The sequence below is a fragment of the Streptomyces sp. 2-1 genome (genome assembly GCF_048564895.1).
Classification (GTDB): domain Bacteria; phylum Actinomycetota; class Actinomycetes; order Streptomycetales; family Streptomycetaceae; genus Streptomyces; species Streptomyces phaeochromogenes.
In genome coordinates this window covers 8,338,864-8,354,049 of sequence record NZ_CP183383.1, presented here as the reverse complement: position 1 = coordinate 8,354,049, position 15,186 = coordinate 8,338,864, and the positions used below count along the sequence as shown (strand labels likewise).

The following is a 15,186-nucleotide window of genomic DNA, read 5'->3' as shown; positions in this document are numbered from 1 at the left end:
ATGCCCCCATCCCGATCCCACATCCGCCACACCACCGATGCGTACTTGGCCCGCAACCCAGGCGAGCGGGCAGGAATCGCCCTCCTCTTCGAGGCCCTCGATGGCCCGGATGACCCAACCAATCGGGCAACCCTGCCCGCCCATGTGACATGCAGCGCCGTGGTCCTCGACCAGAACAACGCAGTGCTGCACATCCACCACAAAGCGACAAGGAAGACGCTAGCGCCGGGCGGACACAACGAGCCCTGCGATCAGGACCTCCCCAGCGCAGCATTGAGGGAACTCTTCGAAGAAGTCGGCATCCCCAGAGAGGCCCTCGCCCCCTTACCCGGATTCGAGACAGTCCCGCTCGACATCGACGTGCACGGCATCGGCGCGAATCCGGTCAAGGGTGAACCAGGCCATGTGCACATCGACTTCCGCTTCGTCTTTCGCCTCGTCGCTACGCACCAAGTGGTCCATTGCTCGGAGGAGACCACAGGCTACGAATGGCGACCCGCTGAGCAGACAGCCGCGCCGGCTCTTCGAGCCAAGCTCGCTCTCCTCACACCCACCACACACACCTGAGTCGTCAATCGCAAGGAGACCGCGATGGCTGCCACCGCAGCGATACCGCACCCGGCAGGACTCCGGCACATCGCCATCATCCCCTGTCGGTGGGGAGCCTCACGGTTTCCCGGCAAGCCCCTGGCACTTCTGGACGACATGCCCTTGCTGTGGCACGTCCATCAACAGTGCACAAACGCAAGGTTCATTGCCGACGCGATCGTTGCAACCGACGACAAACGCATAGAAGCCGCCTGCCACCAGCTTGGAATCCGCTGCGTGATGACTAGTGACCAGCCCACGGGGACAGACCGTGTCGCACAATGTGCAGAACACTTCGAGGCCGACGCATATATCAACGTCCAAGGGGACGAGCCCTTCATCACCCCTGCCGCCATCGACGCCGTATCCGAAGCACTCGCCCACCTAGACGATCAATTTGTGGCGGTCAACGCGTACTCGAAGCTGAGCGACGCTGCATCGGCACTTGACCACAACGTCGTCAAAGTCGTCATCGGCGAGTGCGGCCGCGCCTTGATGTTCTCCCGACAGCCGATCCCATACCCGCGAGACGAGTACCCAACCTACTTGCGGCAGCTTGGCCTTTATGGCTTCACGAGACGAGGGCTTGACATCTTTCGGCAATGCGGTCGAGGGCCTCTTGAACGGACGGAGGGAATAGAAATGCTTCGACTCATCGAGCACGGCCACCAGGTGCGAATGGTTCCGTCCGCCGAGAGTGGACTCTCCGTGGACACCCCAATGGATCTCAAGAGGGCCCACGAGATTTTACTGGAAGGCTCTGGAGAGTTCACTTCGCTCAGCAGCAGTGATTGACACTTCAGCGAGGCAGCAAGAACCATCGCCAACCAAGAGCATCGAAGGAACCCCATACTGATCATCGATCAGTCACCGATCCAAGCCGCGAACCCTACGAACGATCTCCACGTGCACCGCAAGGATCCGGATGCCTGGGCGACGCACGGTAAAGAATAGGTCAACTGGGCGATCCTACTCTGAAGTTGGTCCACGTTCGCACCTTGCAATCGGAACGGAGTGGGCCGATAGACGTAGGGTCCACTCGCGTACCACGCGACCCGCTTCACATCGCGAGGTGATGTGGTTGTGATGACCGTAAGCGCACGCCCCGATGTTGCCTCGCAGCCCTTGAGAACCGGCTTGCGGCGCGTCAGACGATGGACCACGACGATGGTACGCGCCCGAGGATCGTTCGGACGCCTCAGACTGACTCCCGAATACGTGCACGCCAACACGGCGCGCTGTCCGCCAAGTACAAGGTCGCGGATCTCTGAACGAGTTGGAACATTCTGTTCCACTCGTCCGCCGAGTGGCCGCTACGGTCGCCACATCGCTACCTCCGACGTGCACTCGGCACCACGGCAAATCTCTCCCGCAATGTGACCCGGATCCGCGATCGAAGATCAGGAGGATGGATGCACCACAATTTGACCTCCCTCCGACCGGCCGGGCCGGCGTGGAACGTCGATCCTCACGAGGCACCCCGGGGCTCGGGAACGATGACCGATCCGCAGAACTACCTGCATTCGGGTGCTCAGTTCCTCGCCGGACCCATGGACCCGGAATTCCAGTTGCACAAGCTCCACAGCGACATCCCGCAGGACGCCGAGACCGGAAAGCGAATCCATACTGACGACGCGACGCCGCGCGCCGTGACCTTCTTGCGCGGCAGGCTCACCTTCTACACGTGGGGGCAATGCGAACTCTGCTCTGTTCCTGGGGAGAGCACCAGGCAGGGGTGGGCTCGCGGTGAACCAGCGCCGAAGCGCTTGGGGCCGGTGGCGACCGAGACCAGGCACCCGCTCTGGTCCCGCAGGCCCAACGGTCCGTTTTGGTGCCTCCCTCCCATGACCGCCCTCTACAGCGAGACGGCCTCCCATGCTCTTTGACCACGCGGCCGTGCCGGCGCACTCTTCCGGCTCGACGGCCCCAACCGACTCTCCCGCTTGGACCTCCAGCGCGCGGATCCAGAACTATCTGCTCGGCGGGCGTGACTACTACGAGCGCGATCGTGAGTTGGCTGAACGCATGAACGCCAAGGCGCCGTTCTTGACGGATGCCTTTCACTACGAGCGGCAGTACGTCCTAGCCATGATCCAGGCACTGGCCATCGCCGGAGTCCGACAGCTCATCGACTTCGGATGCGGGCTGCCTCACCGCCCCTCGCCCGTCGAGGTGATCACCCGCGTCCAGCCAGACGCACGAGTGGTCTGCATCGACAGAGACCGTACTGTCCACGCCCATGGTCGCGCGCTGCTCCAGGCCCCCGCACCCGCTGTCCTGGAGCACTTGGAGGCGGACGTATGCGACGCGCAAACCGTCCTGGCATCTCCTGAAGTGCTGAAGACAATCAACTGGCACGAGCCGGTCATCCTGCTGTTCGGGTCCGTACTGCACCACATCAGAGACACTCCCGCTCACCCCGTGGCCGTGCTCATCAACCAATACAAGGAGATCGCGGCACCCGGCAGCGCCCTGGTGATCACCCACGCGACCGCAGACTTCGCTGGAAAACCGATACGCAAAGCCGCCAAGTTCATGGCAAAGGCTGGCTGCCCGCTCTACCTGCGGTCACGCGACGAGGTCATGCCTTTGTTCGACGGCTGGGCACTGTCTGCACCCGGCCTGGCAGCCCCTCAGGAAATGACGCTGGAGCACCCGGTTGGCGAGGAGGCTGCGTCGTACGTGGGCATGGCCTGGAAGGAGAGCGGCCGATGAGCGCCCGCCACCGCAGAGACCGGAAGGTGCGCATCGCCGCGCCCATCACGCGATCCACACGCCCAATGATCAACGCATGCTCAGAGCTGGGCAACGCCAGCGCCGTCCTCGACCTCAACATCGTGAGAGTTGTACTGGGGATCGGTAGAAGTGCCTTGATGTACTCGCCACAGACGATCCCCTACGCGCCCAGAGGCCGTCCGACGACAGCCTCGGCTCGATAGTAGGGACCATCCCGGTATCGCCGTTTAAATCGCCCCGAGCACTTCATAATTCAAAGGAGAAGAGAGTCATGCGTCGCCCGACGCTCCTCTACGCCGTGCTGGAAAAGCGAGGATGGCTGCGCTACGAAGTTTTCGTGGCTCAGCTTGCCAATGCAGGCGCTCGGGCGGCAAAGCACTATGAGAATCCACGTCTGGCCAGGGTGAGGACTGTCACCAAAACCACGTTTCAGCGGTGGCTGTCTGGTACACAAGAACCGCGCGGTGAAGCCGCAGTGGTCATCGAATTCTGGCTGGGCTACACCGTCAAGGAAATCCTCGGGCCGGCACCGGAGCGAGAACTCGTGCTTGCCAGGGGACTTCACGATGCCTCGCTCGCTGCCGCGCACGGCCTGGACGTCAAGTTCGACACGTCTTTCCTGTCCGTGGCGGCCCCGGTGCCGGGCACCGGTGGCGTCTGGCACATGGACGGTCTGCGGATCCTCGACGGGACTGCCGTCGCGGTCCAGATGTACGAAGCAGCACTTCAACCCAGTTGCGTCCTGATCGGGCCAGAGGACCTTGAGCATCTGAGGTACTTCACCCAGTCAAGGCGCAGGGCGTTGCTCCTCGGATCTCTGGGCGCCCAAGGCGCCGACGATCTGTATGCGTTGGATGCTGCGCACGCTCGACGCCAACTCGCGATGCCCGTGCAGCGGTTTCCCATTCCCATGCAGTACCGGCTCGACCCCATGACGTACGCACTGTTGTGGGCGTGCTTGAACGTGGACGACAGCCTTCTCGCCGACGACTGCGCTCTCCATGTAGAGCAGCAACGACTCGAAGTCCACCTGGAACGGGGACTATCGGCTGCGGCCAGAACTGCCTATGCGGACCTTTCCAACGTTGGTGCCCTGTGGCTCGGTTCTCGCACCTGCGCGGCATTCGTGCAGCGTCATCTGCTCGTCAGCAACGTGAGTCCTGTCATGTGGTCACGAGCGCAGTTTGGTGAGCAAGGGGCGGCCTGGCTTCTGTTCCGCGAGCGCCACGGCATTCTTCAGCTCATGCGAGACCACTCTGCCGGTCTCGACGGCGCACCCGGCTGCGCCCTGTGCGTGCCTGAGTCGGCTGTGCACAGTAGCGAGCCCTACGAAAGGCTGTTGCTGCTGCTGGCTGTGGCGTTGATGGAGTCATACGGCCTGACCGTTTGGGTCTGCACCGAGGAGGAGTACTCCCGACTCCCCGAGTTCCACCTTGGATCGGACGAGCGTGTCGTCGTGGCCGACTGGCTGGATCCTGATGCGGTATGGAACGTTGAGTGCGTCGACGGTAACGGTGCCACGGACGCCTTCGCACAGGCAATGCACCACGCTCAGGTTCGCAGCGTTGCCGACGGTGCCACGTCCCACGAGCGGATCCGCGCGCTCGCCGACTATCTCGGCCTTGGGCACGGGTGGGACCGGCTGATTGAGCGCTGCCGTGAACTCGGCTCGTACGGCACGACCGGCTTGCTGCGGACGCGCAGTCGCTTGATCCACACTGGCGAGATCGACAGAGCCCTGCAGTTTCTCGGTGGTCTCGATCCCACCTCCTGAAGGTTTGCAATGCCACGCCCGCTTCGGCCATCGGGGCTTGAGGTGGTCTCTCGGCGAGATGTAAGGCCGTATTCGTCATGCGTGACGCTCGTGAATCCCCTTCGCTCAGGTCCGGCCACCGGCTGTAGACAGTCGGCGCCTCTCCAGGTCGACTCCGGATCGAGTGTTGAGGCATCCAATTCCGGAGGACCAATCGTTCCGGTGTCGTTCTGCACGCCTCGACCCCATTCCAGACGTCGAGTCATTCGAAAAGCCCGAATCTGACGCATTCAGCAACCCACTTACACCCTGAACGACTCACGAACGACTATTACCGGTGTAGCGCCGACCGGTTGCAACGACCAAGCTGTCGTTACTCCTGATGCCGCAGGAAGTAGATCTTCCTTCAGGGCCGTTGGCTACTGGCCAGCGGAGATGCTCGATCGGCCTTGACGTCGTGTGCTTCCCCTTGGCGGTCGGCACCCTGATGCCGTTGCCCAGATCCAGTACTGGGCGGCACGTCCGTTGGTATCAAGCGGACATGGGCTAGCGGCACCAAGTCAAAGAACTACCCATCCTGTCGTTTCGAGGACATCGATGTCTGAATTCGCTTCGCCCACCCGCGAAACGCCGAGCCCAGTTCGTGAGGGAGTCCGTCACCGCCGGGGTCGCAGGGCCCCCGACAAAGCTGCCCGTGAGCTGCGCATCCGGCTGATCCGGCTGGCGGTTGTCCCGGCTGCGGGCGTGCTGCTGCTGATGGTGGCCGCTGTCCTGTTCATCTCGGCGGCGGCTCTCTCCCGAGATGTGTCCGCATCCGTACTCACGGGTGCCGTGGCGACAGGCGTCATCGTGCTCGTCCTGGCGTGCCGTCAGGCGCTGGCAGCGGCCCGGGAAGTCCAGGGCGAGAACCAGCTGGTTGCAGCGTGGCTGGAGCACCTGCACAAGCAGGTGGTCGCCAGTGAGCAGGAGGCCCGTCACGCCGGGATCCGGCTACGGCGGGGGCAGCGCCCCGTCGTGTCCCCTCCTGCGCCGCCAGTGGAGGGCGATCATCCGTTTGCTCATCTGGCGCGTGCTCTGGGCGTCTACAGGGCGGTGGTGGGAGAGGCGATGGCGCAGGCGGAGGGTCAGCGGGTGCAGGTGTTCGTCAACTTCTCCGGCCGTCTGAAGAGTCTGGGCCGGGCGGCGCTGGCGACGCTGGACGAGGTCGAGCGGGATGTCGAGGACCCTGACCACCTGGCGGCACTGTTCCGCGTGGATCACGACATCACCCGGATCCAGCGCGCGGCGGAGAGCATGGCGGTGATGGGCGGCGTGCAGTCCTCACGCAGCGAGGACCCGGCGTCCGTCAAGGCCGTCCTGCGGATGGGGATCCAGGAGATCCACAACTATGCGCGGGTCAAGGTCGTCACCGCTCCCGACGCCAGCCTCCCGGGGTTCGCCGTGGCCACCGTGACGCACCTGCTGGCAGAACTGCTGGAGAACGCCACCGCCTTTTCCGATCCCGCCACGCAGGTGGAGATGCAAGCCTCGCTGATCCCCCGCGGGCTGCTGGTGGAGATCGACGACAAGGGCGTGGGCATGGATCCCGAGTCGTTCGCCATGATGAACGGCCTGCTTGCCGATCCCGAACACTCCGACATCAGTGGGCAGTTGATCGCGGAAGGCCGCAACGGGCTGTTCGTCGTCGCCTCGCTCGCCCGCCGGTACGGCATCACCGTCGAACTGCGGCGGAACATCTACGGCAGTACACGGGCGGCTGTGGTCGTGCCCGAAGCGCTGCTGGAGGCCGGCAGCCTGGAGATCGCCTCGCAGCAGACTGCCCGTGCGCCGGCGCCCAGGGATCCCGCGTCCCGTCCGCAGCCTGCAACGCCTCAACGCCACGGCTCCACGGTCCCCGCCCCCCAGGCCGCAGCACTTCAGGTGTCCGTCCCCCACCTGCACGTGCCGACGGGCCGGGCCGACGGGCATGCCCCCGCTCCCGTGCCGCCGGTTCATCCGGAGACGGCCGCGCTGTACCTGGTCAACGGCGGTGTGCACGACGTGTCCGGACCGCTGCCTCCGCTTGCCGTGCGCCCCGACCCCTTCCACATTCCCGAGGCGAACGAGCGACGGCTTGAGCGAGCGCAGCCGGGAGCCGCAGCGCGTCCGGAAGTCCCGCGGGCCGAACAGGACTGGCAGTTGGCGGCCAAGTTCGCCAGTGGATGGCAGTCCGCCGCGGACGACGACAGCGCAGGACCGCAGGGACCGGCCCCCTCCAACTGACCCCCACCCTTTGATCCAAGGAGAAGATCGTGAGCGACACCTCGACCGACAAAGTGGGCCTGGACTGGCTGCTGTCCAACCTCGTCGACACTGTCCCCCTGGCGAGCGGCGCGGCGGTGGCGTCCTCGGACGGGATGCTCAAGTACTTCTACGGCATCGACAAGAACGACGCGGACCGGCTGGGCGCGCTGGCCACCGGCGCGTTCTCGCTGTGCGGCAACGTGAGTTCGTTCTTCCCGGACGCCGAGGGCGCCGCGGGGATCCAGGTGCTCCTGGAGACGACTGCGGGGCTGCTGTTCGCCGCGAGGGTCGGCGACAACAGTGTGCTGGCGGTACTCGGGCAGCGGGGTGTCGACGTGGGCCAGGTCGGCTATGAAATGCGGATGCTGTCCAAGCGGGCGGCACCGATCCTGGGTACCCCGGTGCGGCCCGCTGTGGCCGGCTGAGATGTCGGCCTCCGAACGCGCTGCTCGGGCCCCCGGCAGCGGTCCGCCGCGGCTGCGCCCCTACACCGTGAACGGCGGGCGCACCCGTCCGCGCCTGGAGCTGGAGCGCACCACCCTGGTCAAGGCACGGCGCACCGCCCAACACCCGCCCCAGGGGGCGGCAGAACGCTCGGCCGCGTTCGGGTGGTGCCGGACACAGACGCTCACGATCACCGAGATCGCCTGGCGGCTACGGCTGCCGGTGCAGTCGGTCAAAGTCCTCGTTGCCGACCTGATCACCGAGGAAGTCTTGATGACCGTGGCCGCCCGCCAGGAAGACCCCAAAGACCCTGACGTCCTGGAGAGAGTCCTTGCAGGTCTCCATGCCCTCTGAACAGCCGATAAGCCAGCTGAAGGTCGTTGTTGCGGGCGGTTTCGGCGCCGGCAAGACCACGCTGGTCGCCCGCACGAGCGAGATCGAACCGATCTCGACCGACGAGCAGTTGACCACCGCCGGGATCGGCACGGACAGCCTCGACGGTGTGGAGGCCAAGACCAGCACCACGGTGGCCTTCGACTTCGGCCGCCTCAGCCTGGGCAGCCAGAATCTGGCCCTCTACCTCTTCGGCACCCCGGGCCAGGCGCGCTACCAGTTCATGTGGAACGACATCGTCGAAGGCGCCATCGGCGCCGTGGTCCTGGCCGACACCCGCCGCCTGGAGGACTCCTTCGACCCCATCAACTACTTCCTCAGGCTGGAGTTGCCTTTCATCGTCGGCCTCAACCAGTTCGAAGGCTCTGCCCGCTACCCGATCGGACACGTCCGCGAGGCGCTGCGCCTTGATGAGGACATTCCTGTCATCGGCTGCGACGCCCGCGACCCCCGATCGGGCCGCCATGTGCTGATCACCTTGGTCAAGCACGCCCACGCCATGGCCGTCCGCGCACACCACACTCGCCCTTCCCCCGCCCGGAGACCTCATGTCTGACCTCACGCCTACCCAGCGCAGCCTGCATGCCCAAACCCCCCACCGGCTGGCACGGCTGCACCAGCTCGGCCTCGCCGACCATCCTGACGAGGAGTTCGACCGCTTCACCGGCGCCCTGGCCCGCGGGTCAGGAGTCCCCGGGGCGTTGGCGATGGTCAACGCCATCTCGGACCGGCAGTTCTTCACCGGCCTGCACCTGCCCTCGGCCGACGAGCTCGGCTCCGTTGCCGAGGCCGAGGCTCTGGCCGCGGCCGTGGGACGCGTCATGCCTCTGGAGCACGGCTACTGCCCCGAGACCATGGACCGGACGAAACCCCTCACTCTTCCCGACGTGTGCATGAAGCCCGACTTCGCCGGCAACGAGGTCGTCGACCTGGTCAACATCCGCACCTACATGGGCATCCGCCTGATCGACAAGGAGATGGGCATCCCTCTTATGACGATCTGTGTGGTGGGCCGAGAAGCGCGGCCCATGGAAGACGGGCGTCGCATGCTCGCCTACATCAAGGAACGCGGAGCGCAGGGCCAGTACCTCCTCGACCAGCGCATCACCGCACTGTCATAGCTCACACCGGCATCATCGACGGCGCGGGGGCGGCAAACCGCTCAGACCACTGCCCTCCCGCCGTCGCACCCCGCGCGAGCCGGGCCAGCCGCAGCCGCTGCACATCGGAGGTCCCGGCCGGTGCGAAGATCGGCTGGGCATCACGGAAGAACCGCTCCAGCGGCCGGTCGGTGAACACCCCGCACGCGGCATGGACCTCCATCGCCAACCGCGCCGACTCCACGCCGAGTTCGTAGTTCATCAGCTTCGCCGCCATCAACGGACCGTCACACACCAGACCACGGTCCTGCAGGTCGACCGCCGCGTAGGCGAGGGTCCCGGCCGCCTCTAGGTTGGCCACCATCTGCCCCAGCCGCTGCTCCACCGTACTGAGCCGGCTCAAGGGCCTGCCGTAGCGTTCCGTCTCCTCCGCAAAACACAGGGCCTCCTCAACAGTGGCCCGGTGCACGCCCAGTGAGACCGCGGCCAGATTGGCCCGCCCGTACAGAACGCTGGAGGAATCAGCAGCGTCCTCCCCGTCACCCAGCGCCCCCAGCAGGTTCCCTTCCGGTACCCACACCTCGTCCAGCACCACGGTGCCAAACGAGAACCCGTTCAGCCCCATCGCCGACACCTGCGGGCGCACCGAGACACCGGGCCGCTCACTCTCCACCAAGAACGCCGACAAACCGCCCCGTCCCGTGCCGGTCCGCACGACGACGCAGTGCAGGTCGGCGACGTGACTGTTGCCCACGTGCGTCTTCTCCACGCTCAGCAGCCACCCGCCACGCTTGCGACGGGCCCGCCCCCGAATGCCCGCGATCTGGCTGCCGGAGACCTTCTCGGTCACGGCGATCGAGGGAAGGCACTCGCCGGCCGCGATCAGTGGCAGCCAGGTGGTCTTCTGCTCGTCACTGCCATAGTTGATGATCATGGCGACCGGGATCAACGACGCCTGGACCGCGGCACCCATCGCGCCGCACGCCCGGGCCAGTTCCTCGATGATGACCGTCTTCGCGAGGTGTCCCGCGCCCATCCCGCCGTACACGGGATCGATGGTGACACCGATCCAACCCCGTTGAGCAGCCCTCCGGATCAGCTCATGATCGACGCCACGCGTCTGCTCCCAGTGAGGTATCCGAGGCGCCACTTCCGCCTCGCCGAACGCCCGGACCAGAGCCCGCAGCTCATCGTGAAGCTCCGTGGTGAAGCAACCGAACACCAAGCCCTCCCTCGACAGGCCCGTACAGGGGCCGCCGGCCTCGCGCGGCACAGCGTACGCACGGCCACCGCCCCCAAGACCGACCACGGCTTCGTCGCCCACCGGACGGATCACCAGCCCCGGCAGGCGCTGCCTCACACCGCCAGGCACCGAGCAGTCCGGCGCCGCAGGTGAGGATGCCTCTCCACCGTGACGATTTATCGCTTTCGTTGCACCACCACCCCTCCATCGTTCAAGCATCGTTTGCCCGACGATGTGAACCAACTGAGTCACCGGCGGGGGAAAAAGTATTGGTTTGCTCAGGTCCCACGGTCAGAGCGTCGCTCCAACGACCGCTGAACGACCCCGACGCCCAGTAGCAGCGATCACGGCCATCAGCCAAAGTGATGGCTCGCCCAGGGCGAACCGGACCGGCGAACCAGCCGGTCAACCCCACCTGGCGTAGGGGGAGTCCTGAGGCACCTGGGCGGTCCGCTCCCGTAGGCGCCCCCCGTCGCCCGCGGGAACGGACCACCCACCGGCGTCGCATGGCCTCCCACCAGGGGCAAGCGCCCCTCCAGCCGCTCCGCGGCCCGTCGAAACCGTCCCCAGCCCTAGGAAGACCGACACTCACATGAGCCGCCGCGATTCCGCCCGGAACCCGTCAGCCTCGAAGGGACGATCATGAAGGCGCGTCGACTCATCAGGGTCGTCAGCTGCAACTTCGAACGCAACGGCGGCGGCAACCGCGAGAAGTGGCTGGCCATGCACCAGCGTCTGGCCGCCTTGCGCCCCACGATCCTGTGCCGCCAGGAAAACCCCGGTCATGCCCAAAGCGGGGCGGGCCGAAAGCTATTCAACGATTCCAAGCGCATCCTGAGTCTCAGCGGCGATCTCGGTCCCAAGCTGGGTTCTACGGCCCTATACTACGACCCGGAGGTCTTCGAGCAGATCACCGTGTGGGAAACCGCCGAGTGGCCGGCCTGGCTCCTGCATCCCGTCTCGATGACGCTGCGTCTGCGCGGCACCAAGGACGTCGACTTCGTAGCGGCCTGCACCCACCTGTCCTACAACTCGCCCGCGCTCCGGGCGGCCCAGGCAGACGACGTCACCCGGTTCGCCGACCGCGTCGAGACGTACGAGACCAGCACCGGCACCATCGCACGCAAGCTGCCCGTCCTCGCGATCGGCCAGGACTGCAACAGCTACGTCGACCCCGACCGGCTCGTCCCCGGCGAGGCCCCCATCCCCGAACTCACGCAGATCCGGGATCCGCAGCACCGCGCGCACCGCAGCTACGAGATCGCCCCCGGCCAACGGGTGATGGACTCCCAGCCCAACCGGATCCTGCTGACGGCCGAACTTGAGGACGTCGCCCGCCACGCCGCGCTCACGCCCGGCGGCGGTGGCCTGGCAGCGGTCGCCCCGACCGTCGCAGCGTCGAACACCCATGGCCCGGCTCACCGCGTCGACCTCATCTTCACCAGCCGGATGCTCCTGCCCGCCCTGGTCAGCTTCGAAGTCATCGAGATGAAGGGCCTGTCCGACCACGACACCGTGCTCGCGACCTACAACCACGACCACCTCGTCGAGCTCTACCGCCAGCACTTTCCATCCGCCGCCTGACCCTTGCTCGGACAGCCCCGGCTCCTGCCGCCCCCATCTCCCCTGCCTGCACCCGGATGATCACGTGTCCCCTGGCGATGCGGCACCCCCTACGTCCAACTCCTCAACCTCAGGTCAGGAAAATGATCACTGGTCTTCGCCGTGGGATCGACTCACCCATCAACCCCAGTTACGCCTACAGCCCTGAGTTGACCGTGCCCTGGCCCTTGGCCGGTCATCTGAGCAAGGTCCACGGCATCGACCCCTGGGTGGCCGGACTACTGATTCGCCCGATGCTCGCAGACCTGGCAGAAGTCGGCAGCTGGCGCTATGACACAGCCAAGCGATACGTAGTCCAAGACGGCCTGTGCCACTGCTTCTTCCTTGAGCACAAACTCCACCGCGTCACCTTTTACCTGGCAGACCACGGCCAGAAGGAGTGTCTTGCCACCCCCAGCCCGCCACCTCCCGAGGGCCGGAGCACGTGGTTCTGCCCTGTCGACAGCCCTGCCCCGCCGCCCGAGGGCAGCAGCCACAACGCCTGGCGCCACTTGTTGCGTACGGCCGCCCATCTGCCCATGCGGTTGAGCCAATTAGCATTCCTCGACTTCGCTCGCCTCGCCCCCGGCACAGGCTTCGTCCCTCCGGACACGTTCCTCAGCACGTTCGACGCCATGGCGGAGCAGGCCAGGATCGTCCACACGCGCCTTCCGGGGGGCCCGGGCACGGTCAACATCACCGTCGGCTCCCAGGCCTGGACGGTGCGCCGGGGGGACACCGCTGACCCGCACTGCAAGCCGTATGTCCGGAGTATCCAGCACTTCCAAGACCCTGCCACCCCGCCGGAGGCGGGCAACGCCGCCCCGGTGTCGCTGCTCAGCCAACCCCCGGCCTCACTTCGGCGGTGAGCACACCCCAGTCGCCTGCCCGGCGGCATGCCGGGGGACTCCGTACTGACGGCCCTCATCGCGGCGAGCACCGGGACACCCACCGGCCCACGAGCGACGGAAGCCCATCGATCTCCCCTACAGCAGACTCGACATCGCCCCGGCCCTGAAAAGCGTCGAAGTCGCGGCCACCAACGAGATTGCCACGGTGACCGACCACGCCCTGGTCATTCTGCGATTCGGCCTGTCGACGCTCGGCAGCATCCTCACGCTCGCCCGCTGAACCGGCCCCTCCTCCTGCCTGAACCAAACGGCCCTGGCACCAGGGCCGCCGTCCCCCTGCCTTCTTCACCGATTCGGACAATCCATGAACTCTCCCTTCACCCCCGCACGCACCGGCCCCAGTCCGCGGCCTGCCACCGACCAGCCACCCGCCTCCGGGTCAGCGGCCCGCGGGTACGCCACCGTCCTGGCCCTGTACGCACTCGCCGGCGGCCCTCACCTGGTCGGCGCGGTACTGGCTGCCGTTCAGCTGTACGGGGTCACCGTGCCGGCCGGGGCCCTGCGGGTCGAGGAGGTCGGACGGCTGATCGGCCTCGCCGGGGCTGCGATATGGCTGCTGTGGCTGATCCTCACACGGCCCCGCACCGCAGGTTCACGGTTGCCATGGCCGCGGGTGGTCGTCCTGGTGGGTGCCCTCGCCGTGATCGCAGCCGACGAGGCGGGCGAGTTCGCCGCGGACCGCTCCTCCACCCAGGTCGCCGGACACCTGGCCGAGCTGGTGATCTGGGTGTGGCTCTGCGTAGAAGCCGCCGCCCGGTGCAACGTCACCCTCCAACAGCTCAAACCGCCCGCGCTGAAACGGCTGTTCAGCAAGCACACCAAAGCCGTGCGGGCCAAGGGAGAACTCGTCTTCTACGCCCACGCCGCAGTTCTGTGCACGGCAGTCTGGCTGATGAGCGTGCTCAAGCGGCTGCCCGGTCCCGATCTTGAGGGGGATCAGGCGACCGCGGCCGGTGTGCCGGACCTCGGCCCGCACCTGGTCCACGGCATCTGGTCGGCCACCGTGGAGGAACTCCTGGCCACCGCCCTGGTCGTGGCCATCCTGACGGCCGTGCGACGGCCGCTGTGGGAGAACCTCGCCGTCGCCGCCCTGATGCGCGCCCTGCCCCACGCCTACCTGGGACTGCTGCCCATGCTCGCCACACTGCTGCCCGGCATCACGGCCGGGTGGCTATATCACCGCTACCGCCGGGTGATCCCACTCGTCCTCGCCCACGCCGCCTACAACACCCTCAGCATCCTGTTCGGCGTGCCGCTCCTACCGATGATCGTCCTCCTACTCCTGTCGGCCTTCTGGGCCTGGATTGCGACAAAAACCGCCTCCCCCCGCGCGGTATCGCGGGCCAGGTCCGTCGACTGACGCACCGGCAGTCCTGCCCCCTAGGCGCCCGTCCGTGCGGTCCCCGCCGACGGCGGGGACCGCACACCCCAACCGGGACAGCATCCGACCATCCGGCCCGCCATGACGGAGGATCCCGTGGGCACAATTCGCATCGCCAACCTCAACGCCTACAAGCTCAGGCTCGAAGCGCGCGGCACCACGGCCTGGAAGGACCGCGTCACCGCCGTCAGAGAGATTGATCCGGACGTGCTCGGTCTTCAGGAAGTTGTGGTCGACGAGCGCACCACCGAGAAGAGGGAGTGGGACGCGGCAGCCGCTGCGACGATCCACGCCTTCGCCGCCGACTGCGGTCTGACCTCGGCCGTTGACGTCACGCCGGGCTACCCGTACGGCACCTGCATGGCGTCCAACTCCGACCGCTCGTGGTACACGGCACTGCTGTGGAACAGCCAGTCCGTGGGCGTCGTCCCCGGCGGCTATCGGCCCTACGGTGGCCCCGACTTCTGGCACGGTTTCACCACCGCCCGCTTCGACCTCGGCATCGGCGAACCGGCCTTAGTCGCCTCGTACCACGGCCATCCCATCAACAAGGACGCCCGCCGCGCCGAAGGCTGGCGAATCAAGAGCATCTACCGGACGACCGGCGGCGCCAAGCCTGGTTTACTGGATTCCCGACAGGTTCGTTCTTGCCCTGACCTGCCGAGAAGTCGCATTTCAGCAGGTAGATGCCTTGAAGTCTGACGTCACTCGATAGTGTGAGATCTCGGCAGTAACTCTCGGATTCTGCGAGT

At 66.2% G+C, this 15,186-nt stretch carries 14 protein-coding genes; 13 read left to right on the top strand and 1 reads right to left on the bottom strand.

The genetic code is table 11. From position 1 onward, the window contains the following. The 9 genes from ACN20J_RS36805 (at position 1) to ACN20J_RS36765 (ending at position 9,318) form a co-directional block, all read left to right on the top strand. Positions 1 to 567, top strand: coding sequence for an NUDIX hydrolase (locus tag ACN20J_RS36805; protein WP_266761186.1), 567 nt, complete (start codon positions 1 to 3; stop codon positions 565 to 567). Positions 568 to 591: 24 nt separating this feature from the next. Next, positions 592 to 1,383 carry a 3-deoxy-manno-octulosonate cytidylyltransferase gene (locus ACN20J_RS36800; RefSeq protein WP_266761184.1) on the top strand — a complete coding sequence of 264 codons (792 nt, stop codon included), beginning with the start codon at positions 592 to 594 and terminating at the stop codon, positions 1,381 to 1,383. 1,080 nt (positions 1,384 to 2,463) lie between these two features. Continuing rightward, positions 2,464 to 3,303: an SAM-dependent methyltransferase gene (locus ACN20J_RS36795; RefSeq protein WP_266761182.1), complete on the top strand. Its 840-nt coding sequence runs from the start codon at positions 2,464 to 2,466 to the stop codon at positions 3,301 to 3,303. 292 nt (positions 3,304 to 3,595) lie between these two features. Then, entirely contained in the window at positions 3,596 to 5,098 is a 1,503-nt protein-coding gene (locus ACN20J_RS36790) for a hypothetical protein (protein ID WP_266761180.1), read from the top strand. 576 nt (positions 5,099 to 5,674) lie between these two features. Next, positions 5,675 to 7,339 (top strand): ATP-binding protein, encoded by a 1,665-nt coding sequence (locus tag ACN20J_RS36785; protein WP_266761178.1) that lies wholly within the window; start codon positions 5,675 to 5,677, stop codon positions 7,337 to 7,339. A gap of 29 nt (positions 7,340 to 7,368) precedes the next feature. After that, positions 7,369 to 7,785 (top strand): roadblock/LC7 domain-containing protein, encoded by a 417-nt coding sequence (locus ACN20J_RS36780; RefSeq protein WP_266761176.1) that lies wholly within the window; start codon positions 7,369 to 7,371, stop codon positions 7,783 to 7,785. Between the two features lies 1 nt (position 7,786). Further along, positions 7,787 to 8,158, top strand: coding sequence for a DUF742 domain-containing protein (locus ACN20J_RS36775; RefSeq protein WP_266761174.1), 372 nt, complete (start codon positions 7,787 to 7,789; stop codon positions 8,156 to 8,158). Continuing rightward, complete coding sequence (locus ACN20J_RS36770; protein ID WP_266761172.1) at positions 8,148 to 8,753, top strand: GTP-binding protein; 606 nt, start codon at positions 8,148 to 8,150, stop codon at positions 8,751 to 8,753. Before ACN20J_RS36775 ends, ACN20J_RS36770 begins: the two co-directional genes overlap by 11 nt. After that, complete coding sequence (locus ACN20J_RS36765; protein WP_266761170.1) at positions 8,746 to 9,318, top strand: GAF domain-containing protein; 573 nt, start codon at positions 8,746 to 8,748, stop codon at positions 9,316 to 9,318. Before ACN20J_RS36770 ends, ACN20J_RS36765 begins: the two co-directional genes overlap by 8 nt. A 1-nt stretch (position 9,319) precedes the next feature. Here the strand turns inward: ACN20J_RS36765 and ACN20J_RS36760 are convergent, their stop codons facing one another. Next, positions 9,320 to 10,657 carry an acyl-CoA dehydrogenase family protein gene (locus ACN20J_RS36760; RefSeq protein ID WP_419667586.1) on the bottom strand — a complete coding sequence of 446 codons (1,338 nt, stop codon included), beginning with the start codon at positions 10,655 to 10,657 and terminating at the stop codon, positions 9,320 to 9,322. Positions 10,658 to 11,182: 525 nt separating this feature from the next. Between ACN20J_RS36760 and ACN20J_RS36755 the strand changes: the two genes are divergently transcribed. The 4 genes from ACN20J_RS36755 (at position 11,183) to ACN20J_RS36740 (ending at position 15,136) form a co-directional block, all read left to right on the top strand. After that, the gene (locus ACN20J_RS36755) at positions 11,183 to 12,124 is read left to right on the top strand and encodes a hypothetical protein (RefSeq protein ID WP_266761166.1); all 942 of its coding nucleotides are present in this window, start codon (positions 11,183 to 11,185) and stop codon (positions 12,122 to 12,124) included. A 122-nt stretch (positions 12,125 to 12,246) separates the two neighbouring features. Further along, entirely contained in the window at positions 12,247 to 13,011 is a 765-nt protein-coding gene (locus ACN20J_RS36750; RefSeq protein ID WP_266761164.1) for a hypothetical protein, read from the top strand. Positions 13,012 to 13,357: 346 nt separating this feature from the next. After that, the gene (locus ACN20J_RS36745) at positions 13,358 to 14,413 is read left to right on the top strand and encodes a CPBP family intramembrane glutamic endopeptidase (protein ID WP_266761161.1); all 1,056 of its coding nucleotides are present in this window, start codon (positions 13,358 to 13,360) and stop codon (positions 14,411 to 14,413) included. Between the two features lie 102 nt (positions 14,414 to 14,515). Then, positions 14,516 to 15,136: an endonuclease/exonuclease/phosphatase family protein gene (locus ACN20J_RS36740; protein WP_266761159.1), complete on the top strand. Its 621-nt coding sequence runs from the start codon at positions 14,516 to 14,518 to the stop codon at positions 15,134 to 15,136. Positions 15,137 to 15,186: the final 50 nt, after the last annotated feature.

Bases quoted from the DNA above. Each gene is read 5' to 3' on its own strand.
- ACN20J_RS36765 (WP_266761170.1), top strand. From the start codon at position 8,746: ATGTCTGACCTCACGCCTACCCAGCGCAGCCTGCATGCCCAAACCCCC.
- ACN20J_RS36800 (WP_266761184.1), top strand. From the start codon at position 592: ATGGCTGCCACCGCAGCGATACCGCACCCGGCAGGACTCCGGCACATC.
- ACN20J_RS36805 (WP_266761186.1), top strand. From the start codon at position 1: ATGCCCCCATCCCGATCCCACATCCGCCACACCACCGATGCGTACTTG.
- ACN20J_RS36770 (WP_266761172.1), top strand. From the start codon at position 8,148: ATGCCCTCTGAACAGCCGATAAGCCAGCTGAAGGTCGTTGTTGCGGGC.
- ACN20J_RS36755 (WP_266761166.1), top strand. From the start codon at position 11,183: ATGAAGGCGCGTCGACTCATCAGGGTCGTCAGCTGCAACTTCGAACGC.
- ACN20J_RS36790 (WP_266761180.1), top strand. From the start codon at position 3,596: ATGCGTCGCCCGACGCTCCTCTACGCCGTGCTGGAAAAGCGAGGATGG.
- ACN20J_RS36750 (WP_266761164.1), top strand. From the start codon at position 12,247: ATGATCACTGGTCTTCGCCGTGGGATCGACTCACCCATCAACCCCAGT.
- ACN20J_RS36740 (WP_266761159.1), top strand. From the start codon at position 14,516: ATGACGGAGGATCCCGTGGGCACAATTCGCATCGCCAACCTCAACGCC.
- ACN20J_RS36795 (WP_266761182.1), top strand. From the start codon at position 2,464: ATGCTCTTTGACCACGCGGCCGTGCCGGCGCACTCTTCCGGCTCGACG.
- ACN20J_RS36785 (WP_266761178.1), top strand. From the start codon at position 5,675: ATGTCTGAATTCGCTTCGCCCACCCGCGAAACGCCGAGCCCAGTTCGT.
- ACN20J_RS36775 (WP_266761174.1), top strand. From the start codon at position 7,787: ATGTCGGCCTCCGAACGCGCTGCTCGGGCCCCCGGCAGCGGTCCGCCG.
- ACN20J_RS36745 (WP_266761161.1), top strand. From the start codon at position 13,358: ATGAACTCTCCCTTCACCCCCGCACGCACCGGCCCCAGTCCGCGGCCT.